Below are 21553 nucleotides of genomic sequence, written 5' to 3' on the forward strand. Positions count from 1 at the left end.
TCGACCCTAAAAGCATCGGAATAATGGTGAGGCTTGCCTCACCTGTGAGTATGTGGCCATTGCGATGGGTGATAAACCGCATCGCTGGTCAAGATTGTTGATTATTTACTAATCAGTAGCGCTACGTCTTTGAGCGAGCGTATATGCCCCATTTTATGAAGACCTACCTCGATCAGCGACGCTACATGCCTGACGGGATCCCAGTCCAAATCACTTTGATGTGTGAATTGCCTGAGCAGCGCTTCGTAAATATCCAAGTGCTCACCAAATAGCGTGGGGGCATTGAACTCCTGTCCTTCTAAATCCGATACGCTGGCATTGCCTAGGCCATTTTCATCGGCCAGAGCAAGGGCGATTGCGTACCGGCTTAAGATATTAGGCGTTAGACCAGTCTTAGATTTAAGATATTTTAGTTTCGCGGTTGACGAACTTGAAATCTTGAATTTATGCGGGAATGTATTCATGCGTTATTAACCCACCGCCAGAAATATCCTTCCTCGGCTTGAGTAGATCGAGTTTCTGGGTCGTATACCAGGTGATAGGAGTGAGAAATACTTCCCTGAAGTCCCTCATAAAATGCGTAATCAATTTCTGTATCTGTCGAGAGAATAATTACTTGATGGCTTGTTTTAGGGAAATAATTCTCCACGAGTTTTTTACGATGAACAGAATCGAGGCGACCAAGCGGCGTGTCGATTACTACTGGCAGGCTTCGCCCCGACGTTCGCGCTAACGCCTCTAGAACAGAGATTGCGAATATCTGCTTCTCACCTGCTGACAGCTCATCCTTACGTAACGACACACCCTCATCGTCAATAAGAACGACCTCGAAGGAGCTAGGATCAATCTGGATACTGAGGTTTCGATCTTCTTTGCGCGCGAGACCGTTGAATGATATGAAAAACTGCGACTCAAGTTCTTTGAGCTTTTCAATTCGAGCACGTGCAGAGAACTCTCTTAAAACTTCTCTGGCATTTTGTGCAAGGCCGGTTAGACGCTCTGCTTCTTGGGTTTCGGCAATTTCTGTATATAGTTCATCTAATTGGCGTGCTGCAGTGGACAATTGATTGAGAAGTGTCTTCGCTTCCTCAACTATCAAAGATCTTTGTTCTTCTAGAACGGACAAGCGCCCTTGTAGCTGCCCTTGTTCGTTAAACAGTGGCATTAGCACTTTTTCTTCTGGGGCTCGAGCAATATTTTCTTTAGCAGATTCGATTCCGGTATCAGTGTCCTGAAGCTTTGCCACTAGACCAGCGGCTCGTTGTTGGAGCGCTCCCATTTCATTCATCAGGCGGTGAGTGATGCTAGATCGCTGGGTGTCCGAGAGCTCATGTACTGGCGATAGGCTTCGATCGCTATTACCGAGTTCTGAACCGAATGTCCTAAGGAAAATATCTTGAAGGGCAGGTCTCTGCTCCTTGCTGATTTTTAGCGTCGATTCGAGCTCTGTCAGAAAATTGATTTTCTGACGCTCCAAATATTCAGAAAGAACCTGCACTTTTTCCGCGCGCTGCTCAGAGTCCAGTTGTACGAGGAGTTTTTCGTTCAATTTCCGCGTAATTGCAAACGGCAGTAAGCCACTCAGCATCTCATGCAAAGTATGCTCTATGGCTTTTTTCTCACTCGCCAGTGAGTCAAGACTAGCTATTTCTTCCTCTCTTGTAGCGCTCCAGGCACCGCCGCGCGCATTAATACTTGCCTCAATGTTGGCCAGGTTTTTGTTTGCCTCGACGGTATTGACACGCATATGGACGAGTTTTTCGCGTGTATCAGCGAGCTGCTTCTTTAGATCCTCGTAAGTTCGTTCTGCTTCAGCTATTTTTTGCTTGCGATCTTCAGATGCTTTTTTTACTGAGCGGCCTCTGATGATCACGGATAGGTCAGAATGCAGCCTGTCGATGAGGTCCAAGCCTAAAAGCTTGTTGATCGACTCTCGTAGAGCGTCCCCGGATGTTTCTTCAGCGAGGCTTGCGATTTTTTCGCCGTCAAAGAAGAACAGCTCGGATACGCCAATCGGGATCAGCTCGTTAAGAAAAGCTTGTGCCTGATCATATGAAAGCTCGGTCAGGTGTTTGCCGTCCCTGGAAATTATAAGGCCTTCTTTGATCTTGCCGCCACGATCAATAAACCAATCCCGGGTCAATTGATAGCTCGAGATGAGCCCATATTGCGCATAGCGGAAGGTAAGTTCGACAGCCGCCCGTGTAGGTTTGGCAATGCTGTTGTGTGCTCTATGGATGCAGTCACGAAGATATTGGTGATAGTCGACAACTGTTGCGCCTGAGCCCAGTACGCCTTTGCCATACAAAGCAAGCTTTAGCGCGCTTAGAATGGTTGTCTTACCGCCGCCATTTAAACCGCCGAACAAAACGATAGGCGCGTTTTTGCCTCTTTTGATCTTAGGAACCAGATCAAAGTTGTGGGCTCCGCTAAAAACTCGGAAATCTAGTACTGAAAGGGAGTCTATAATCATTGCAGCAAGCCATCTAGTTCGGCTTTCAGAGATTCGAAAGCGGTCTTATACGTGTCGTTAACTGTAGGTACGGCGCGACGTTCCAGCGCTTCATCCAGCCCCCCCCAGTCTTGCTCCAGGATTTTTTGCAGCTCTTCCAGAATTCCTTTCCGACGTGAGAGGCCAGAAAATGATAATTCGGTATCGATCAGCTTCATGATCAGGACCGCCGGCACTCCGTGCTCCTGCTCCAATGCGTTCAGGATGGCCGCATCGGGCTCAGTGAAGGCGCCGGCGTCATTCTTTATCCACTCAACTGTATCTGCGGGGTAGACCTCGGCGTAAATTTTAGGAAGTGAATCAACCCAGTCCGGCTCATTCGGGTCTTTCAGCCATTGCTGGCGGATTACTTGCAGTTCATCGCGGCCGATCAGTTCGATATCACGATCCGTCTCACGAATACCTTTCTCAATTTCCAGAAGCAGCTTCAGCCACTCTTTGCGATATTTCATCCAATACGGGCCAGGCACGTGTTTGGTTGCAGCATTTGTGTCGTCGTCTATAGCCCCTCTCGCGAAGGTCACTTTTCCGGTACGACGTTTGTAGTTACGGTATTCAGTTTTGTTTTCGGGGAGTGAGCTGGCATGTAGCTGGTTGCGGAACTGCAGCAGCGGCAGCATCCAATCCTCGCCGCTGTTTACGAGGCCCTCGATTGCTTTGTCATGAGTCACCACGGTGCACGTCCAGCAGCCGAAGCGTGAATTGCCACAGGATGGTGTATTGGTGTCGATTACCAGTGGGCACTCGCCAGCGTTGGAGTCTTTGTACAGCTCAAACAACACTCGATTGGAGCCACCCCAAGGCCTGGCAGCACTCATGAGATATTCCCAGACATCGTCAGCGTGCCATAGCTCAATGGGCATATAGGTATAGGCATTTGGCAGGGTGGTATGCCGGCCCAAAGCAGATCCATCGATTTTGTGGCGCGTGATCACCTGCGCACGCGTGTTGCTTTCTTCGCGTCTCGAGCCGAGTACCACCACGACTTCGCCGAAACGGGCTACCTTGTCTTTGATAAATTCGCTAACTGGATCGATTTTCATCCGCTCTGTGCACCAGCGAAACGCCTTGGTCGGTGCTGGGTAGCCCTTACCTAGGAGGTTGGCCCAGAACGTTTCTCCAACTTTAGGGGTGACAGAATGGGCTGTCATCGGAATCTGATCTTGAACGGCTTGAGCGTTCACAGAATCAAGTACCTGGCGGATCATGTCGACTACTACAGGGGTTTCTACTCGAGTGTCGGAGGAGACGACGTACACGTGCTTGTGGCGTTCTTCAGGCGGCAACATCTTCAGGGCATAGTATGTGAGCGACAGGATGACGGTAGAGTCCTTGCCGCCGCTGAAACCCACTACCCATGGGCGATTATCGGCCTTGTAGATGCTTTGAAGCTCACGGACAGCATCCGCTAGCGGTCTTCCAGAAATGATCGCTTCTTGAACGAAATCATCGTGCGATGGATAGAGGAATTGATCATTACTCATTATTGAGGAAACCTGTTTTCTAACTCGCGTTCAACCGTGGATAGCGGGACGCCAAGTTTTTTCTTGATAAGACTTGCTGTGAGCGCCACGTTCGTTGTGGCTTTAGAGATCCGGCCGTGAACCATGGCGCGACCTTCCCATTCCGGGTTTGCTCGAGACCAATCGATGCTCCGGAGCTGGCTGATGGTATTTTTCCATTCAGACTCCTTACGGATTATCAGTTCAGCTCCGACAAGTCCCATTGCTTGCAGCAGCACGCCGTGGGCGTGAATGTAATTGTCCCGTAATTCGGACGTCGACAGCTCTTTGTTTTTTGCTCTGATCCAATCAGGCATCTGCAAGGACACCTCTTCCCAGAACGATTTTGCGAGCTCCCGCTCATTCTGCGCAATGAGATCGCCTTTCCCTTTTTTCAATAAGACGCGGGAGGCGTTTTTTATAGCGCTTAGGGTGAATAGCTTGGAGCTGCGGGGAGAGAGGCTAGATTTCTCCAGCTCTGTCATCCTGGAGAAAATTTCGACGTTTTTGGCCAGGTACCTGGCCAGATCGGAAATTTGGTCTCGATGATCGTAAAGCGTGCTTATTGAATTACTCGGTCTCACAGCATGCTTGTTGAGATCAGCAAACATTTGTTGACTACGATTCAGCCCCTCATCAATGAAGAAAAGCACGGGGATGTTGTCGTAGCCAAGTTCTGGATTTTCGCGGATAGCTTGCTCAATGGCTGCCCGACGGTGCTGACCGTCGTTGATTAGAATTTGAGCATCCATTGGTATGGTTAGCGTACCGATGCTTTGCTCTAGGCCAGTATCGGAAGCAGGATTGAATTGGACTACCCCATCAACAGAAGCGGTGATTGCAGAGAGGGTGTAGTCGTCGCGATTGTCAAGCAAATATGCGGAAATCTCAGGAACCCTAGCCAAGTTCAACGTTCGCTGTGCGCGCAAATCCGCAGGCACATTTTCCTCGTTGAAAATGAAAATCTTTGGCACAAGGCGCATCGGGCACATCGCTATGTAGCAAGGCCTACCGGCTTGAATGCCTCGGACGCAGGGGAAGGAATGAATATAGGTCGTCATGTGTTCGCATGTCTTTTCTCTGCAGGTACGTTATTTTGCATATTTTTAACATACACGCAAGGCGGGATGTCGCGATGGTACGGTCCAGCAGCTTGCTTGTGAGTTGAGGTCAATAGGGCGACGGGTTAAACAGCGGAGCCTGCGCGTGGTAGACGTCAAGTTTTTGAGTGCGGAACAGAATGACAGTATGGATACCTGTATCTGGGTGGCAGTTAATCTGCATTTCTCACATGCTTGAAGAGATCGCTGATGCGCTGCGTTGGGCACACCGACGCTTCGGGAGGAGCGTGTCATGGATAGATCTGCAGCTAGATTGTAAGTGACAAAAATATAGAGTCTGGGAGGCAATCCTTGCATGGGCAGTGCCCAAGAAAAGAGTTGGACGGCTCCCTATGTGAGGTCGTTAGCCATCATCAAGCGCAAGAAACGGGTTGTTTGGTGGTATCGATTCTAAAAGTGATGTCGGCTCCGCAATCAGATATCCCTTCAAAGTTGTTTTCTTCCTGGGGCCTTGCACTTTGCATGCCCAGATGTTCAAACCATCAGCGCGCTTTCGGTGGACCTTCAGCTTCTCAAATTGCTTCTGCACCCAGCGCCATTCTTCGATCTCTTGACAGGTGCCATGAGACACACCAGGAAACTCCTGCGCATAGCGTTGAAAGAGGCCAGGGGTCACGAGAAATACAGTGCCGTCCACCGTGTGAACCTTCGCCTTGCTGTCATTGATGACCAGCTTGTGGCTCGAGATGCTTTCTTTGACCCAATTCAGAAATGCCTGACCTGGGCCATCCAGCGAGGTATTTGAGATTTCGAGAGTGCTTGCTGACGATTCGTCGCTGACCTCAGGCTCTTCCAGCTCGAACATATCCAATAGCGTGCCGAGATAGTCAGCGTCTTCCATCGCCATGGGATCTTTCAGCGAAGAGCTTTGACGCGATCCTGTACTGACAGCCTCTGACGCTGCTGGTGATGCCGGAGCGTCGGTCGGATGGTCATCGACTGTCACGCTCACCGTCCCGCTGAAAGCTTCGGGACGTTCTTCGTTCCTCCAGATCAACGCCGGCTGAAGGCGCAGAAAGGTAAAGCTCTGCTCCCAGTCTCCCTGCGTCACCAGCGCGGTCCAGATGGCTTTGCCTTCCGGGGTGGACTCGGCCAGCCCATGCGACTGGAGTTCATCGAACACCGCGATGTTGGATGAGGGAATACCCTCGATCGACTGCGACAGCAGATAGGCTCGCAGCTTGTCCGTGACCGTCTTGCTGACCAGCCACAGCGCGTCTTGGGTCAACCAACCCGCGGCGCCCGGCTGGTTGAGTTTCAGCTCGTGCTGAACCAGATGACGCAGTCCGCTGACCAAATGGTGTTGCAACGAATGAACCGGTGCTTGCAGCGCCTTGCTAGGGTTACCTCCGATATTCTGCGCGGTGGAGACACGGTCGGCCTGAATGACCAACTCACCGAGCACGCCGGCACGTTCGTACTGGCCGGCCAGGACATACAGCAAGCTGCCCCAGAGCGACGGAAAGCCACTGAGCCAATCGAGGATCGGGCGGTCGAGAATCTGGGTGTAGAGCAAACCTGCGGCGGCGCCGTGCAGGTGGTAGTCGCGACCTTTGAGGTAGCGAAAACGGTAGGGCTGATCCAGCGGGCCCTGCCAAGGATGCCAAACACGGCCATCCTGGCGTTCGACCTGCAGGTCCACGGCGATCTTGCCGATGTCATGCAGCAGGGCGCCATAAGCAATACCCGCCGACCAGGCATCGGTCTGGGCGGCTTGGTCTTCGGGCGCGGCGCCGGTGGGAAGCAGATATGACTGACGCAGTTTCAAACTGCAAGCGACCAGCTCTAACCCATGGTCGAGCATGCCGCCAAGATAAGCATGATGGTGCGTCTCGCTGGCTGGAAGCTGCTGGACCAGTTCGGCGTAGCGATGGATCGGATTTAAATAGAGCTGGCTGAACTGCGGATGGGAGAGGGCGGTGTACTGCCAGATGCGATCGAGCAACCGTCGACGGTGCTCGGCTGCTAATAAGCTCTGGGACGACTCGATGGGCAGGTAACCTTCGGCAACTTTTACGGTGGGTGGCGGAGGTGGCTTTTGCCTTTTGTGGCGAAACAGATTGAGCATCGTGGCCTCCCGGGAAATGGCAGGATCAGTGGCCTTTTAGCCTTTTCGGATAGGGCTCTTACCCTTGACTCCCCATTCCCTTCCAACCCTTCCCCATCCTTTTGGCTCGTGTCCCTTTGTGCGGCAATTGGGATATTGATACTGCTAGACATCGTTTTGTTAGGGTGCTGGTACGAGAAAGAAAAGAGTCGGTACACTGCGGTGCATATTTTTTGGGTCTTGCCATGAACCTCACTGACGCTACGCTCGTGCTGCTGCTCGCGGCACGTATCCATGGGACCGACGAAGCCGTCAGGGCCTCGGCGAAGAGCGTGGTCAAGAAGTTGCCGCGCAGTAAGCGCGATTTGATCTACAAGGTGATCGACAGCCGGAGTCCGCTCGAGCTGGTGGATTTTCTGGCGCAGAACCTGGATGCGGAATGACAGGCTGGGGGTGTGTGCCCATCTCTGATTCTTTTCATCAGTGCCCCGCGGCATGGGGATTTTTCTGGGCGCAGAAAAAAGGGCCCGACTCGCGTTGGGCCCTGTGATGCGATTGCAGCGGTGAGGTAACCATCAAACTCCATCGTTCATGTATCGTGAGTCATCCATTGCCATCTGCTTCAGTTGCTGCTCCAGGTTGAGTACATACTCCGAGGCGCTTCGGGCCTGACCACTGGCGCGAAAGATCGCGCGTTTGTCAGCCTTGAGCAGGCCGAGCCAGGAGTCGATGTAGCCCTCGTGCCGCAGCTCCCCCTGTATACCGGCGTAGGCACATAAAAAAGCAGCGCCCATCTCGGCGATCAACTCCTCAAACGCATAGCCTGGCGAGCCGAACGGACAGGCTGACGTCACGCCTTCGCGCTGTAACCGAGCGTGATGCCCGGTCCAGTGCGTCAGCTCGTGAAGTGCGGTGGCGTAGTATCCACGTTCATCGTGAAATTGCGCTTTTGTCGGCAGTTGGATGAGACCCCTGATCGGGTGGTAAAAGGCTTCGTCGGCAGATCGATGAACGATCTGTGCCCCCGAACTTAACAGCAGATTTTCCGCAGCACTGTTGGGCTGGAAGGGATCACTCTGTTCCGTCTCGAGCAGGGTGTCATTGAGCATTTCGAGCCCCTCCGTTTGCTCGATGTTGAACAGAAAATGTGTCCTGAGAATGCCAAAGTGAGCGACCTTGGGTTGACCGTTCTCATCGAGGACCGGTTGGCCTGACTCGGTCTGTTCCTCGCGCTCCATCGGCTTGTAGAGCACCGCCAGGGTGCTGTGCTCACCCTTACGGATGTGTCCACCGGCCTTTCTGGCTTGGTTGAACGTCAGCCAACGATCTTGACTGAACCCCTGCAACCTAGCCTCGGCCCAGAGCAGCGGTAAATTGATGCCCGAATACGGACGTCGCGTGATGGCATTGATGGGGTAGGGTTGATGACCGATGTAAGCTGATCCACTTGAGGACCAGGGTTTGATCCAGGGAGCAACGCCTTGGTCTAACGCGGTAACGATCTTGTCAGTTACGTCTTGGTAGATATCGCGCATGGCAATTTCCTCGAAAGAAAAACGAAGGAACGCCTTGCCCGCCGGGGGAGGGTTCCCCGGTGGGTGATGGTTGGATTGATGCAGGTCTTGCATGCCGTCCGAATGTGGAGGTGGGCGCCGCCCATTGCGCTTAGCGCTGGTGTTCTCCTGCAAGCGCTATCAGCAAGGCGGCAGGCTGACCCGGTTCTTGGAGTAGGCTCAGACTCAATTGCAGCAACGGGTCTTGGTCTAAGCGATCGGTTGGTTCAATGTGGATTACCTCGAACAGCACATAGGGCTTTTGTGGATAGGCCAGGTGTGCTTCGAAGGCTGCGCGCAATACGTGGCTCAACCGATCGATCTGCAGCTTCTCAGCGTGATCGGAACGCTCGAGCTGTACTGCGCGTTGCCATGCGCCAGGTGTGAACACGATGGGCAAACGAAGGGTGTTCAGTGTTTCCGGTGTAAGTGAGTCGGGCATGGTATGTCTCCGTTGAAAACGCGAAGAAACCTGTCCCGTGCGGGAAAAGATTTCCCCGCAGTGGGTTGAAGAAAATCAAGAGGGTTTTCCTGACGAGCAGAGCTCGAAAGGCGCTCAGGAGAGCAGTAGGCGTTCATCACCGTAGAAACGGTCACCGTGCGAGCTACCGAACGCTAATCGCACTTGGGGAGAGCCATCATCGAAGTGACGTAGCCTTGAAGGTTCTGGCTACCTGGGAAAGTGCTGTCGATAACAGCGATCCGTACCTTGTATTTAACCGGACGATTTGTATGGGTCAATGACTGTAGAGACGCTGTTTCACGGAGCTTGTCTTCTGTCTTCCAGTGAAGATTTTTCGGCTGGGGCAAACTGATAAACGGTCAGGCACGGGCCGATTTCAGTAGTACGCTATTACTCTTGTCTCAACCATGAAAACGCTCAGAAGAGGGCGAGACCATGCCGATTCAGCAACCTGTTCAGAGTTCACGTGCCCACTGCTGGGCCTATACCTGTGGCATGTCGATAAAGCGCGGGTATCGCAAGTTGAAAGCGTTTGAGTCCCGCGTGGCTGAGCGTGCGGTGACGGCAGGTATGCCTGCAGGTAAATTACTTGTTCGCGGGAGTTTTCTGATTGCTCAGTTGGCGCTGCTCGGAGCATTACTTTTTGTTAGTTTCTGGTTGTTTGTGCTGATGTGCACATTCGTCGCATTCGCAGCTATCCCAGTTCAAGATTCAGACACTCCAGGTATTGATGATCTCGATGATCCAATGCATAGAACATCTTGGCCTGAGCGGTACGATAAATGGGGTTCACTGAAGTAACCTCGTGGTTATTTTGAGCCCCATTTACCCGAAACAACTCTTGCACCGCTCATCAACTGAGAGGTCCCGTTAGCGCTCGCTGTCTGTGCAGCCTGGGTTCCCCTGCTGAGCATTCCTTCTACGCCGGAACCTACGCTATATCCGGCCCAACTCATTGCTGCTAGAAAGACCATTGGCAGCACGATGAACATCGCCCCCATCACATACTCAATTACCTGCGCCGTGACCGTCCCATCCATAAACCCGGATGTGGGTAGCGATAACAACACTTGATTGGACGCCGAAACTTGGTTGTACAAGGTATCGAGCATGCTGGAGTCGACCCAGCGGGCCAGTTCCCACCAGAAACTCAGCATGTGCAGCGTGAACAGCGCGAACGTCACCGTCATGACGGTCTTCAGCTGATAGGTACTGACCAGCAGGATCAGCGGCAAGCTGATGATGACGCCCATGATGAGGAAGGCCTGCACCATTGGCAGAGCGGCGCGTAGCGCATTCATCGCTGGGAAGTTGCTGAAGGAGCCGAGGGCCAACCCGGTATTGGTGGCGAGGTTATTGAGCCCCTGATTGATTGAGCCGCCACGAGCGCTAGAGCCATAGTCCTGGTACACCTGTCCAGGTGACATGGACATCGTTTGCTGGCGCGGGCTGATCAGTTCGCGCAGGGTGGCATCTTCGATCTCGTTGCTCGAACGGCCAGTCAACCAACCTTTCAGCTGAGTCAGCAGCGAGGGATCAACCTGCTGGATCAACCGCTCGCGCAAGCCAACACCGCTGTCGCTCCACCACTGCTTGCAAGTGGGGTAGCCCGCGCCATTCTCCAGGCGCGGCAAGGAAACATCGCGGCTTTCGTCATACGGCCAACTGATTCGCGGTGTGCGTGAACGATCCGTGTCGTAGTAGCCGGGCGTGTCGAGAAGATAGCTTGAGCCGATCCAGGACGCGTCGTGACTTTGTTCCTTGTCCAGTTGCGGGCGATTGGTAAACAACCGAGAACGGGAATAGCCATAACAGTCGCGGGTGAAGTCGGCGACTTCCTGCAGCAGTACCTGGCTGTTGATACGCGAGCTGTCGATCTCCATGCGCATCTGCCGAATATCCGGTGCGCAGGGAATGGAGGCGGTGGCTGCGGCGGTTACCCCTTTGCTCAAGGCATGCACTAGAAACCACCAGGTCGGTACGTTGGCGGAGCGTTCGCCGATGGTATTGAAGGTCGTCCCCCAGGCGGTTTCCGCTGGCTTGGCCACACTTACGCCGCAGCGCTGACTCGCCGCATCATCGAGCGTCATTGACGAGAGGCTCAACGGAAAGACCGGCGCGCAGCCGAACAACACAACGATGTAGGCCAGCCACAACCGGTTTTCGATCCGCGGCACCGAGAGCTGTCCCTTGTTACCTTCATCCGCACCTTGCTGACGGGCCGATAGCCATTCTTGCAGGATGATTGCACCAAAGGGCGCGGCGAACAGTCCGGTGTCGGACAGGACGCTCCAGAGGCCGTTGTTGATGATCCAGGCCAGTAGGGAGAGGTAAAACTCCAGGTAGCTGTTGGTGCTCATGAGCATGGTGGTGACCTCACAGTCGGGTGAGTTCGACGCAGGTAATGAGCACGAGCCCTAATGTCCCGATGCGTTTCACGCGCAGTCGATCCTGTGGTCGATGTCGGTAGCGCCGAAGCAGACCCCACCAGAGCGCGAAGAGGGCGCCGTAGAGCAGGGCACGCCACCCCCGCAGATAGGGTCGTACGGATTCGAATACCTGCTGCCAGGCCTCGAAACTACCCAACGCAATGCGGCCGATCCAGGCGACCAATGCGGCGGTGAGGATCATCGCCGCGGCAATTCCCAGACCTGAAAGCAGAGTGAACAGCCGTGAGCGTTTCATGGCTTCACTTGCGCCTGGCGTCGGCGTCATTGAGTCGGCGGGGCTCGGGATCACCTTGTTCGACGGTGCGTGATGCGTCGGCACCCCCTGCATGCCGATCGAGCACCAAGCTGGCGGTATTGGTGGCCAGCATCTGCCGGACCTGCAGTTCGGTCTGCAGCAGACGAATTTCGCGCTCCAGAGCGTCGATGTTTTTCGTCAAGGCGGTTTGGGCCGGTTCGGCGGAAGCGATGTTCGGTTCGTGGCTGCCCGCCAGCAGAGTGCGCAGTAGCAATAGCGCCTTGTCGAGCACGCTGGACAGGGCTGTCTCACTGGCCAGGCGCCGTGTCAGTAGATCCTGGTCGGGATCGTCGCGCAGCGCTTCGATCACACCCCGGGTCACCGGCAGCATCGGGCTGGAGGCTTTCACCAGGTTGTCAGGGGTAGGCGGCAGCGAGCCAGACAGCAGCTCTTGCAAGGCCTTGAGGCGCTCGTTATAGGCCTCCTGGATCAGTGGCGTCAATCCGCTGCCAGCGGTCGCACGCAGGGTTTCGCAGCTATCGCAGGTCGAGACTTCGCTCTCGCCCAACACGCGAACGGCCCATTCGGATTCCTCTTGCGGCGAGGCCCAAGTCTGGCAGATAGCCCCACCCAGGCAGTCGTTGCTACTGATCGACGCACCGTCATCCACCGACCGGTTATGCAGCAGGTTATAGCCTGCGCGGACCACGTCGGCGGTCACCCGAATGGGCGTCTGTCCGTTACCTCCGGCCTTCGAACCGCCGACCCAGGACACTCCATTGTTGCCGTTACGCGCCTCGGTGTTTTTCACTGCGGCCACCGCATCACCGCCGGTTTGCTCCAGATTACCCTGCATTTCCTGGTTCTTAGCCAGCGCGCCCCAGCCGGCCTGACCGACCTTGTCCGCCATCTTCTCGGCCATGGCCTGGCAGGTCAGCTTGGAGCGGTCGAAGTCGATACGCCCCTGCATCACCCCGTTACTCAGCAACTCATAGAGACCGGGGTTGGCGCGCTGGATGATCAACGCCGGCAGTGACATCACCGCTTGGGTCGCGTTCTGCACGATGCTGCCCATAATCTGCTGGAAACCTTCGGTGGCACCGTTTAGCTGGTTTTGCAGGGTGTTGGTGAGGCTCATGTTTCCGCACATCATGTTCGCTCGCCAGGACCCGCCGACACCGAGACCACTGGGTCGGTAGAGCGAGCTCGGTGAGCCCACTGCCGAGCCGCCACCAATGGTGTACATCACTCGGTCATCGAGCACTTCGCCTTGAGTGCCCAGGCGGTAATCGCCCTCGGCGGCGTGGGCATGCGTGGCCATGGCGAGCAGCCCGTAGATCAACAAATTTGCCAGACCAAACCATGATTGCGCACGAAGTCGACTCATGACGCACCGCCTTCGAAGTCGATGCTGAACAGGAAGGTCTGCCCCTCGCGTTTACAGCAGCTATAAGGACGCCACAGCGACCAGGCATAGCCGCCATCCGCGCTCTGGACCGGATCGCTGGGGAAGATGGCGCACGTGGGCTGAACCTGGGGGTAGAGCAACTGCCATTTGTGGGTTGAGGTGTCGTTTTCAATAATCGGGCCCGGCGGCCAGTAACCGTCGCGTTTGGCCGGCGTGAGTGGTACATACACATGCGGTTGCCCGTTACGGGTGATGACATCGCCGGCCCGTTGCGCCATGACTGCGGCGGCTTTGAAGTCGTCAGGCTGTACCAGAAAACCCTGCCGGGGATAAACGTTGCCCCACATGTTTCCCGAGGCCTGACTACCGATTTCACGGAGCCCCGGCATGAGCGACTCGGGGTAGAAACCTTCCGGGATGCCATCGCGCCAGGCCAGTGAGTCCAGGGTACTCAGGAAGTAAGGCATGAATGCAGTTGCGCCGCTGGCGCAGGCGTAGCCTGATTGCGAAGCCAGTTGCGTGGCGATCCTGCCACCGGGGTGGCCGATACCGTCGACGTTCTTGAAGCGGGGCAGGTTGTCGCGGCGGGTGTTCGGGGTGATCAGGTTGCCGCCACCCTCCGCGCCGCTGATGGGAGCGGAGAGGGCAGCCATCTCGGTCCAGGGGTTGTTGCCGGTGTTGGCGTAGCTCGAGACCACCAGTTCAGGAATGAAATGACGAACCTTGGTCGAGGTTTTGACTGTGCAGCCGAAGGGGGTGCAGAACAGCCAGAAACAAATGCCGACGACCCTGTAGTCGAGGCAGTTTTGCGAAAGCACGGAGGACGTGATGCTGGCGGTGTCCAGCGCCACGCTTGGGCCGCACGCCAGCAGGATACTCAGCGCCAGGGGCCGTAGCTTTGTGGGCGAGATTGACGAGCAGGCAACAGGCATGATCCAGGCTCTCGGTGTATGGCCTGGGCAGGTTCGATTACAGACTGAAGACTGTCAGTGGAAATTATGAAGGCGGATCTATCGGATTTGTGAGCCGTGAGACTATTATTTGACGTGAAGGGCGCTGCGCAGAGTATCGGGTTCTGCAAGTAGCTGATCTGTGGTGATTTCGAGAATATTGGCGAGTTTGCACAGGACCATCAGCGACGGATTGCCCGTGCATCGTTCGATTTGACTGACGTAGGTGCGATCCACCTCGGCCATGAGCGCCAACTGCTCTTGGGTAAGGTTTTTCACGCGTCGCATCAAGCGGATGTTTTCCGCCAGCTGCAGACGAAGCTGTTCGTAGTCTTGAGTCATGCGCGCAAATTGCGCCTTGAGGGACTCTCAATCCACGGGATATAGTCTACATTGGCATATCTAGGCTATTTGATGCTCATGCCTGTTATCGAGCTTTCATTTGGCTTCGTTAGGATTTTCGAGGCTGTACTCCGCGTCTAACAATAAATCAGACATCTAGGGTGTGTATGGACGAAAACTACATTTCAATTCCTGCGGCGGATGGTTGCCCAAGTCTTCTGACACCATGGAGCAACGAGTTTGCCTCGATGATCGAACGTGGCGTGCAATGTGCTCAGGCTTGGCTTGATACGCCCGGCGAGATTCCCCTGTGGTGGGAGCTGGCACAAACCCGCAAGACCTTTCCTGTCGGTGACTGCCAGGATGCCTTCGAAGCCGGATTCTTGTTGAGGATTCAGCAGCGGCTCCGGGGCGTACCGCAATAACCGATCACTCGCTTTAGAGCGAAAGGCCTGAATAGATTCCCCTATGCGGGTTCTATTCCTCGCGCTCTATCGATCCGTTGAGCTACCCGATACGCCGCTTCCAACTCAGAGCAGCCATTCTCCTGCATCAGTGTCCAGCGCTCGGCTTTTTCCTCGGGCTCCGTCATGGCCAGGGCGAGATAAAGACTTGGCGGCACGGCCCGAAACAGCGTTTCGAGCTTCTTCGATAGCACGACCCCCTCAGTGTATTTTCCCGGCTCCTTGCTGGCGGAGAGCAACAAGGCTTTCTGTGCCGGCGTGAGTTTCTTGAACCGTGCGATTTCTTCGATTTCCGCGGGCGGCATGTTCAAACAAATCCACCACTCGATCATGTTGAGCATGGTCTGCGCGGCAGTGGGGAAGTCGGCAAGGTTCTGCGTGGCGAGCCAGAACCAGGCGCCAAGCTTGCGCCACATCTTCGTGCCCTTGACCACGAACGGTGCCAGCAACGGGTTCTTGGTGATGATATGGCCCTCGTCGGTGACCATGATGATCGGTCGGCCCAGGTACTGATCGCGCTCGGCGAGATTGTTCACGGTGTTCATCAGGCTGATGTAGCTGATGGACATCTGGGCTTCGTAACCTTCACGAGCATAGGTGGCCAGGTCGACAATGGTCACATCGCTCTCGGGCCAAGGCGTGCCCTCGCGATCGAACAGTTCACCCTCGAAACCCTGGCAAAACAGGTCGATGGACTCGCCCATTTCCTGGGCACGCTCGCGACGCTTCTCCGGCAAGTGCGGGTCTGCGGCGACGCGCAGCAAGGCGTCGCGCACGTCGCGGGTCAGCACCTGACGGCCCGCGGTGACGCAGGTTTGCGCCGCATAGAGAATGCACTCGCGGATCAAGCTGCGATCGGCTCGACTAAGGCGGGCTTCTTCCTTGGCCTCGCCGCCGGTGATCATCAGTCGGGCGGTGATTTCCAGTTCGCCGAGAACATCGCGCTGGTCCTCGCGACTGGCTACCGCCTCATCGTCCAGCTCATCGATCGACAGAGTTGCCACCTGATCCGGCTGCTCAACCAGACGCCAGGCATCGACAAAGGGCGCGAGGCTGACCGGGGCGCCAGGTTTCAATTGGACCTTGTTGACCGAGAGACCTTGTGTCGCGAAGTAGTCACCCTGCAAACCAAACGAATTACCGGCCTCGACGATAAACACGCGAGGGCGGTACACGGCCATGATTTGCATCAGCAGGGTGACCAGGGTGGCTGACTTGCCGGCACCAGTCGGGCCGAACAACAGCAGATGACCGTTCATGGCCCGGTCCAGTCGTGATAACGGGTCGAAGCTCAACGGCGAACCACCACGATTGAACAGGGTGATACCTGGGTGATCGGTACCTGTGCTGCGGCCCCAGACTGGAACCAGGTTCGCCAGGTGCTGGGCGAACATCAGGCGCGTGTACCAGTTGCGTGTGTCGCGGGCCGGGTTGTACGCCATCGGTAACCAACGCAGGTAACTGTTGCAGGCGGCAACTTCATCGCCTTCGCGTACCGGTTGCAGCCCCACACCCAGCAGCGCGTTGGCCAGGCTGACCGAGCGCAGGTGCAATTGCTGCTCATCGTGACCGCGCACGTAGAACGCCAGCGTGCCGCGGTACAGCTTGTGCTGGCGACCGATGATCGCGCGAGCCTCTTCGACATCCTGACGGGTCTGGGTCGAGGCCAGGTTTTCACCGATGGCTTTGCGCGCCAGGCGGTTTAACTGGTCCTCGAGCACATCCTGCGGTTTGACCACCAAGGTCAAACTCATCACCGTGCCTTCGGGTACCTGATCGAACAGGGCATTCACCGCGTCGCCCTTGTGGGTTTCGCCGGTTAGCTGACCAATCAGCGGTGCGCGTCGTAGCTTGTCCACGACCATCACCCGATGGGGCTGATCGTCGAAGTACCAGAGTCCACGCTGTACATCCGAACGCGGCTCATTGAAAAATAGGCGCTCGGCAAAGTCATGATCGAAGGGCAGCTCCAGCGACTCACCATCGCTCGGCTCCGGATAGGCCACGCGGCGGTAGAAATCCTCGGGCGCTTCATCAGTGAGCGTGGGTGCCGGATTGAACCACGGCACTAACCAGGCATACAGACCTCGGCCATCGACTCGCGTTGTTTGCACCCCGCATGCCTGCAACGAAGCCGCAATACGTTCGCAAGCCTGATGCAGGGATTGCACCGGGGTGAGTCCTGTCTCCTCAGCGTCAGACTCAAGCCAGCGATAGACCACCAGTCGCACCCGACGGTTATTGCCGCGCCAGGGCAGGCGCGTCACCACCTTATCCTCAAACAGACCACCGGGCTTGGCGATGGCCTTCAGATGACGGCGGCTGAGCTCCAAATACGCCTCGGTGAAGACCGTGCCTCGCGCGCTGTCCTGGATATAATCGGTGAGCCGGGTCAGGTAGGGGGTGAAGTCGTTGTCGTCCTGACAGAAAAACTGCGCCACCCACGGCGCTTGGTCCCGCTCGTCAAAGCTATCCTGCAGGGCATCCTCGAGGGCATCGCGGGCGGCCATCAACCAATCGGGTTCGCGCCCTTCGGTGCCGATGGGCAGCAACTCGAACACCGCGCCCACCGAGCGATTGTCATCGAGCAAAAAACACTGCTTGGTGTCGAGGTATTCGACCCACGGCAGGTGATCGGTGAAGCTGGGGTTGTGCGCATAGAGCGCGGCTTCATCGGCCAAGGTGGCGCGAGGGCGCAATGGGTGGCGCCAGGCTTTCCGCGCAGGAGTGCGGTTGCCCGCATCGCTGGTACGCACTACAAGTCTTCCTGACGTTCACCCGGTAACGCGTACTGCACCCGTTGGTAGAACGGAAATACGGTCGAGTAACCCGGAACTGGTGCCTGCTCGGTACCACTCAAATGCGGATACACGTACAGCACCAGATCGGGGCTGGGCAGGCGAGGGAACAGGTTGCGGATCTCATTCGCCGCTGTGCGCGTGTACGGTTCCTGGAGAGCCGCGGAGACATCTGCCTGAGCCAGCGGGCGGCGTAACTGCTGCCGAGCATCCAGCAGTTGCTGCTGAGTGCCTTGCGAACCAGCACCGTTCCAGATTTCCAGCATGGTTTGCTCGCCATGGGGCAGCAGCGTCTCCTTGTCGGTGGAGCACCCCGCCAGACCCCAGCAGAGCAAACTAATCCAGGTAAGGCAGAGAAGCTTGGTCTTTTTCATGGCGAACGCTCCGGCCCTTGGGCTCGTAGTCGATGGTGATCTCATGGTCGAGGTGCAGTGCGACTTGGGCGGCCGGTGGCACGTACACGGCCGCAAAGGCCTCGCCATACAATTTGTTGATCCACTCGCGGATGTCGCTGACCCCACCGCTGAGAATTGCATTCAGCGCGCTATTGCCATTGCTGCTGGTGACTCCGAGCGTACTTCCGCCCGAACTGATCACGCTGCTATTGCTCTGCTCATCTCCGAGCAAGGCAGCGACACCGGCGCCAGCCGCCGTGACCAGACTCTGGCTACCGAGGTACTGCTGGGCGTTCGAGCGGCGCTCACCGGCAATGCACGGGATGCCATACGGATCGGACAGGTAACCGAGTCCACCACGGATCTTGTCGGTGTTCGAACTCTGGGTGGTGGAGGCGTTGCGGCTGGCTACTGCCTTCGGCTGAGGCACCGTGCGGATGGTGCCGTCTGTGAATACGAAAGTGATCGACTCGACCTGTCCGCGTACGCAGGACAGGGTCCAGTCACCGGACGCCGTGCCGCTCATTACGGCCCCCGCAACGTCCGGCAGGTCGATGCCGTTGGCGGTTAGGTTCTCGGGGCCGACCAGCACCTTGAAGGGATAGGGATCATTCACGGTGCCGTCCACCGGGACTCGGCCGATCAGCGCGGTCATGGCGACCGAGCCCATCAGCGTGGCGTTTTCAGGAATGGTGTAGACCGGCTTCGCGCCTTCGGTACGATCAAGGGATCGCGTCAGGCCACGCTCACCCTGGGTGACCGCCCGTAGCTGTTTCTGGCTGCGATCAATGGCGTTATCTTTCAAGTCTTCCAGTGAGTTGAAGGCGGTAGGCAGACTCAGTGCGGAGGAAGTCTTGGTTTTGCCTCGGGCGTTGGTGGACGGAGCATCCGAGGGTTCAATCCACTGCAGCGCATCAACAGCAGGATGCAGGCCTTCGAACTGCGCGCCATCGCCCGGCTCAAGCCCCAGTCCGATCGGCATGTCCTTGCCTTTGCCGGTCAGCCCCGACAATTGGTTCTGCAATTGCGTCAGCAGACCGCGAGCCTGGTGACTGTCTTGTTCCGCTTTGAGTCTGGCCTCGTTGGCTTGTCGGCGGCCTTCGTCGACCTGCTGGGTCACACTACCTAGCGCTGTCTGGATACGCGAATCAACACTGTTTTCCCGCTCCCGCAGGCGGTTGTTCTCCGTTTGCAACGAATCGTTGTGTTTCTTCAAACCGAGCATGTCGCTGCGCATGGCTTTCACCTGGCCGACCAGGGTGGCGACCGTGTCGCGTGGGGTATCGCCCGCAATGCCGAGCGACTTGGCTTGCTCGACGGATAACTGAAGGTTGCCCTGATCAACCGGGTTCTCTGGAGAGGGCGTGCTACTCCCCGCGACCCAGCTTTTCAGAATAATCAACACCACGCCCAGCAGTGCAGCCGGCACCAGCCATTTGAGCAAGGCGTTAGCTTTCATCGTCAGCACCTCGTGCAATGGGCGGGAGCGGCACGGCGTGTTCGAGGCCGGCACCGCGAGTGACGAGGTAGGCGATCGTGGTGTCTTCAGCACTGCCGACCGGTCCGAGGAAAGCATGCTGGAAAGCCGCGGCGAACAGCGTGGCCTGCAGCCGACGCGGATCGAGTTGCACCCTCGCTGAACCACGATTGCGCAACTTCACCGCCGTCACCCAGTAATCACCGAGTCGCCAGGCGGCGATGGGTGTGCTGGACACGTTTTCGGTCGGCAGCAGGGTCGGCAGTTCGGTGCGCAGCTTGAGCGGGACGCGGCGTACACCGGGCAGGGACTCCACGGTGCGCAGCGGCGCGTACAGGCTTTGCGCGGCGTAGCGTGTCAACGCGACCGGGATCGGCGTACGTGCTGGAACAGGTACGGCGCTGGTTTCAGCCTCCGTAGCCTGCATCTGAACATTCTTGAGAATGCGCACGGGCTCCAGCGGTTGATCGCCAGGCGTGGCCGCGATATCCAGGAGGATGATCTCGCCCGTCGCGACCGATTGCAGTTGCAGTCGGGTCGGGGCAATGGCTTCCGATGCGCGCAGGTACAGCGTGCCGCCGGTTGATTGCACGCGCAGCTTACCCGTCAGGGTTGAGGGCACGCCGACTCGAACATCCTCATCGACAAAGACCACTCGTTCCTGATTGATCACCAGCGGAACCGCGAGGGGGAGGCGTTCCCAGCGGATCAGTTCGACGGCTTGTGCTGCTCCCCATAGCATCAGTACGACGGTGAGTCCCAGGGTAGACATCCGCTTCATGGTTCACCTCCAGGCAGGGAGATTTTTTGCGGAGTGCCCTGATAGCAATCCAGTGCCAGCCCCCACTTGTTGCGCTCGGGATCCAGGTCAAAACGCACCACGCGCAATGGATAGCGCACCACCACCCGTTTCACCGGTTCAGCGGCGTAATATTCATCGGCGTTGAGGTCGAGCTTGACCAGCCAGCTGTCACGGTCGAGTTGCTTGACCCGGAGTTCAGGATCCTCGCTGTAGCCTCGGCCCAGAATTTCGTAGACGCCACGCACTCGCTGACGCAGTTCGCCTGCGGCCTTGCGGTACTCATAATCACCGTCGAGGAAGGCCTTGCAGGCGGGTGTCAGGTAGGACTGCAAGCCATAGATGGCGCGACGATAATCCTTCTCGCCATCCGAGGGCCAGCGGTTGAGCTGGCCAAAGATGTACAGTGCAAAGGCATAGACATTCTCTGAGGGGATATCCCACCACTTGCGCGTGCTGCCCGAGCGCAGATCTGGGGGTACATGCACGGTCAGATCGGTCGGTGCCGAACGCCAGCCGTACCAGAGCCCGGCACAGACCAGGGCAAGGATCATTACCGCCAGACGCAGGCTGAAGATATGGGCCCGTTGGGCATCGACCTTGTTTCGAAATCGGCTCATGGCTGCCACCGGGACAGGGCAGGGCGCAGTCGACGCGAACGGCGAACCGTCCAGGCGCCGGAGTGGAGAATCAAACTTCCGCGCCCCAAGTGCCAACGGCTGGCGAGTACCCATTCGAGTTTGCGGTACAACCAGGTCTCGGGGCGAGCCCGTTTGGCCCGGCGCAGTAGCGTGCCACCGGCAAATAGCACCAGCGCCATGCATGCGATCATGCCGGTCGGCGCTACGGCAATGGAAGCGGTGGCAATCGCTAGAGGAACGCCCAGCAGTAGGCCAATGACGGCGCCGGTGCCGAGTGCTACCCACATCTCATCATTGGTCAACCCGCGCAATACGGCGGGATCACGATTGAGTCGCTCTGGGAGAAAGACCAAGGTGCCGTCGGCCAGGCGTTCGATAGTGTCGTTCATGCCAACC

21 protein-coding genes are annotated in these 21553 nt (G+C 56.7%); 3 read left to right on the forward strand and 18 right to left on the reverse strand.

Annotated elements, in window-relative coordinates; genetic code table 11:
• Positions 1-101: 101 nt before the first annotated feature.
• From PspS04_RS09565 to mobH, 5 genes are all read right to left on the reverse strand, one after another.
• Complete coding sequence (locus PspS04_RS09565) at positions 102-464, reverse strand: DndE family protein (protein ID WP_159994810.1); 363 nt, start codon at positions 462-464, stop codon at positions 102-104.
• The gene (gene dndD / locus PspS04_RS09570; RefSeq protein ID WP_159994812.1) at positions 461-2473 is read right to left on the reverse strand and encodes a DNA sulfur modification protein DndD; all 2013 of its coding nucleotides are present in this window, start codon (positions 2471-2473) and stop codon (positions 461-463) included. The genes PspS04_RS09565 and dndD overlap by 4 nt, the downstream gene beginning before the upstream one ends.
• Entirely contained in the window at positions 2470-3996 is a 1527-nt protein-coding gene (gene dndC / locus PspS04_RS09575) for a DNA phosphorothioation system sulfurtransferase DndC (protein WP_159994814.1), read from the reverse strand. Before dndC ends, dndD begins: the two co-directional genes overlap by 4 nt.
• On the reverse strand, positions 3996-5075 hold the full coding sequence (gene dndB / locus PspS04_RS09580; protein WP_064594905.1) for a DNA sulfur modification protein DndB: 1080 nt from the start codon (positions 5073-5075) through the stop codon (positions 3996-3998). The genes dndC and dndB overlap by 1 nt, the downstream gene beginning before the upstream one ends.
• A gap of 403 nt (positions 5076-5478) precedes the next feature.
• The gene (gene mobH / locus PspS04_RS09585; RefSeq protein WP_159994816.1) at positions 5479-7203 is read right to left on the reverse strand and encodes a MobH family relaxase; all 1725 of its coding nucleotides are present in this window, start codon (positions 7201-7203) and stop codon (positions 5479-5481) included.
• Positions 7204-7427: 224 nt separating this feature from the next.
• On the opposite strand from mobH, the gene PspS04_RS09590 reads away from it, so the two are divergent.
• Positions 7428-7625 carry a DUF7740 domain-containing protein gene (locus PspS04_RS09590; protein ID WP_007901093.1) on the forward strand — a complete coding sequence of 66 codons (198 nt, stop codon included), beginning with the start codon at positions 7428-7430 and terminating at the stop codon, positions 7623-7625.
• 132 nt (positions 7626-7757) lie between these two features.
• On the opposite strand, the gene PspS04_RS09595 is transcribed toward PspS04_RS09590, so the two are convergent.
• The gene (locus tag PspS04_RS09595) at positions 7758-8717 is read right to left on the reverse strand and encodes an ArdC family protein (protein WP_159994818.1); all 960 of its coding nucleotides are present in this window, start codon (positions 8715-8717) and stop codon (positions 7758-7760) included.
• A gap of 130 nt (positions 8718-8847) precedes the next feature.
• The gene (locus tag PspS04_RS09600; RefSeq protein WP_159994820.1) at positions 8848-9177 is read right to left on the reverse strand and encodes a hypothetical protein; all 330 of its coding nucleotides are present in this window, start codon (positions 9175-9177) and stop codon (positions 8848-8850) included.
• 456 nt (positions 9178-9633) lie between these two features.
• On the opposite strand from PspS04_RS09600, the gene PspS04_RS09605 reads away from it, so the two are divergent.
• Complete coding sequence (locus tag PspS04_RS09605) at positions 9634-9999, forward strand: DUF3742 family protein (RefSeq protein WP_159994822.1); 366 nt, start codon at positions 9634-9636, stop codon at positions 9997-9999.
• Between the two features lie 8 nt (positions 10000-10007).
• Here PspS04_RS09605 and PspS04_RS09610 read toward each other — a convergent pair whose 3' ends face one another.
• From PspS04_RS09610 to PspS04_RS09630, 5 genes are all read right to left on the reverse strand, one after another.
• On the reverse strand, positions 10008-11564 hold the full coding sequence (locus PspS04_RS09610; RefSeq protein ID WP_159994824.1) for a conjugal transfer protein TraG N-terminal domain-containing protein: 1557 nt from the start codon (positions 11562-11564) through the stop codon (positions 10008-10010).
• 10 nt (positions 11565-11574) lie between these two features.
• Positions 11575-11883 (reverse strand): hypothetical protein, encoded by a 309-nt coding sequence (locus PspS04_RS09615; RefSeq protein ID WP_074844868.1) that lies wholly within the window; start codon positions 11881-11883, stop codon positions 11575-11577.
• Positions 11884-11887: 4 nt separating this feature from the next.
• Positions 11888-13270 carry an integrating conjugative element protein gene (locus tag PspS04_RS09620; protein WP_074844871.1) on the reverse strand — a complete coding sequence of 461 codons (1383 nt, stop codon included), beginning with the start codon at positions 13268-13270 and terminating at the stop codon, positions 11888-11890.
• Positions 13267-14223 (reverse strand): TIGR03756 family integrating conjugative element protein, encoded by a 957-nt coding sequence (locus tag PspS04_RS09625; RefSeq protein ID WP_159994826.1) that lies wholly within the window; start codon positions 14221-14223, stop codon positions 13267-13269. Before PspS04_RS09625 ends, PspS04_RS09620 begins: the two co-directional genes overlap by 4 nt.
• 105 nt (positions 14224-14328) lie before the next feature.
• A complete protein-coding gene (locus PspS04_RS09630) occupies positions 14329-14583 on the reverse strand; it encodes a helix-turn-helix domain-containing protein (protein WP_159994828.1) in 255 nt (84 codons plus the stop codon).
• Between the two features lie 167 nt (positions 14584-14750).
• On the opposite strand from PspS04_RS09630, the gene PspS04_RS09635 reads away from it, so the two are divergent.
• Positions 14751-15008 carry a LasR-specific antiactivator QslA gene (locus PspS04_RS09635; protein ID WP_034128270.1) on the forward strand — a complete coding sequence of 86 codons (258 nt, stop codon included), beginning with the start codon at positions 14751-14753 and terminating at the stop codon, positions 15006-15008.
• 41 nt (positions 15009-15049) lie between these two features.
• Here the strand turns inward: PspS04_RS09635 and PspS04_RS09640 are convergent, their stop codons facing one another.
• Genes PspS04_RS09640 through PspS04_RS09665 form a run of 6 tightly spaced genes read right to left on the reverse strand, consistent with a single transcriptional unit; the run spans position 15050 to position 21546 of the window.
• Positions 15050-17803 (reverse strand): conjugative transfer ATPase, encoded by a 2754-nt coding sequence (locus PspS04_RS09640; RefSeq protein ID WP_159994830.1) that lies wholly within the window; start codon positions 17801-17803, stop codon positions 15050-15052.
• Positions 17803-18219: a TIGR03751 family conjugal transfer lipoprotein gene (locus PspS04_RS09645; protein ID WP_159994832.1), complete on the reverse strand. Its 417-nt coding sequence runs from the start codon at positions 18217-18219 to the stop codon at positions 17803-17805. The genes PspS04_RS09640 and PspS04_RS09645 overlap by 1 nt, the downstream gene beginning before the upstream one ends.
• A complete protein-coding gene (locus PspS04_RS09650; RefSeq protein ID WP_159994834.1) occupies positions 18182-19699 on the reverse strand; it encodes a TIGR03752 family integrating conjugative element protein in 1518 nt (505 codons plus the stop codon). Before PspS04_RS09650 ends, PspS04_RS09645 begins: the two co-directional genes overlap by 38 nt.
• Positions 19689-20498, reverse strand: coding sequence for a TIGR03749 family integrating conjugative element protein (locus PspS04_RS09655; RefSeq protein ID WP_159994836.1), 810 nt, complete (start codon positions 20496-20498; stop codon positions 19689-19691). Before PspS04_RS09655 ends, PspS04_RS09650 begins: the two co-directional genes overlap by 11 nt.
• Positions 20495-21136 carry a PFL_4703 family integrating conjugative element protein gene (locus PspS04_RS09660; RefSeq protein WP_069551354.1) on the reverse strand — a complete coding sequence of 214 codons (642 nt, stop codon included), beginning with the start codon at positions 21134-21136 and terminating at the stop codon, positions 20495-20497. The genes PspS04_RS09655 and PspS04_RS09660 overlap by 4 nt, the downstream gene beginning before the upstream one ends.
• Positions 21133-21546, reverse strand: a complete 414-nt coding sequence (locus tag PspS04_RS09665; protein WP_159994838.1) for a TIGR03750 family conjugal transfer protein — start codon at positions 21544-21546, stop codon at positions 21133-21135. Before PspS04_RS09665 ends, PspS04_RS09660 begins: the two co-directional genes overlap by 4 nt.
• Positions 21547-21553: the final 7 nt, after the last annotated feature.

Source organism: Pseudomonas sp. S04 (assembly GCF_009834545.1).
Lineage (GTDB): Bacteria > Pseudomonadota > Gammaproteobacteria > Pseudomonadales > Pseudomonadaceae > Aquipseudomonas.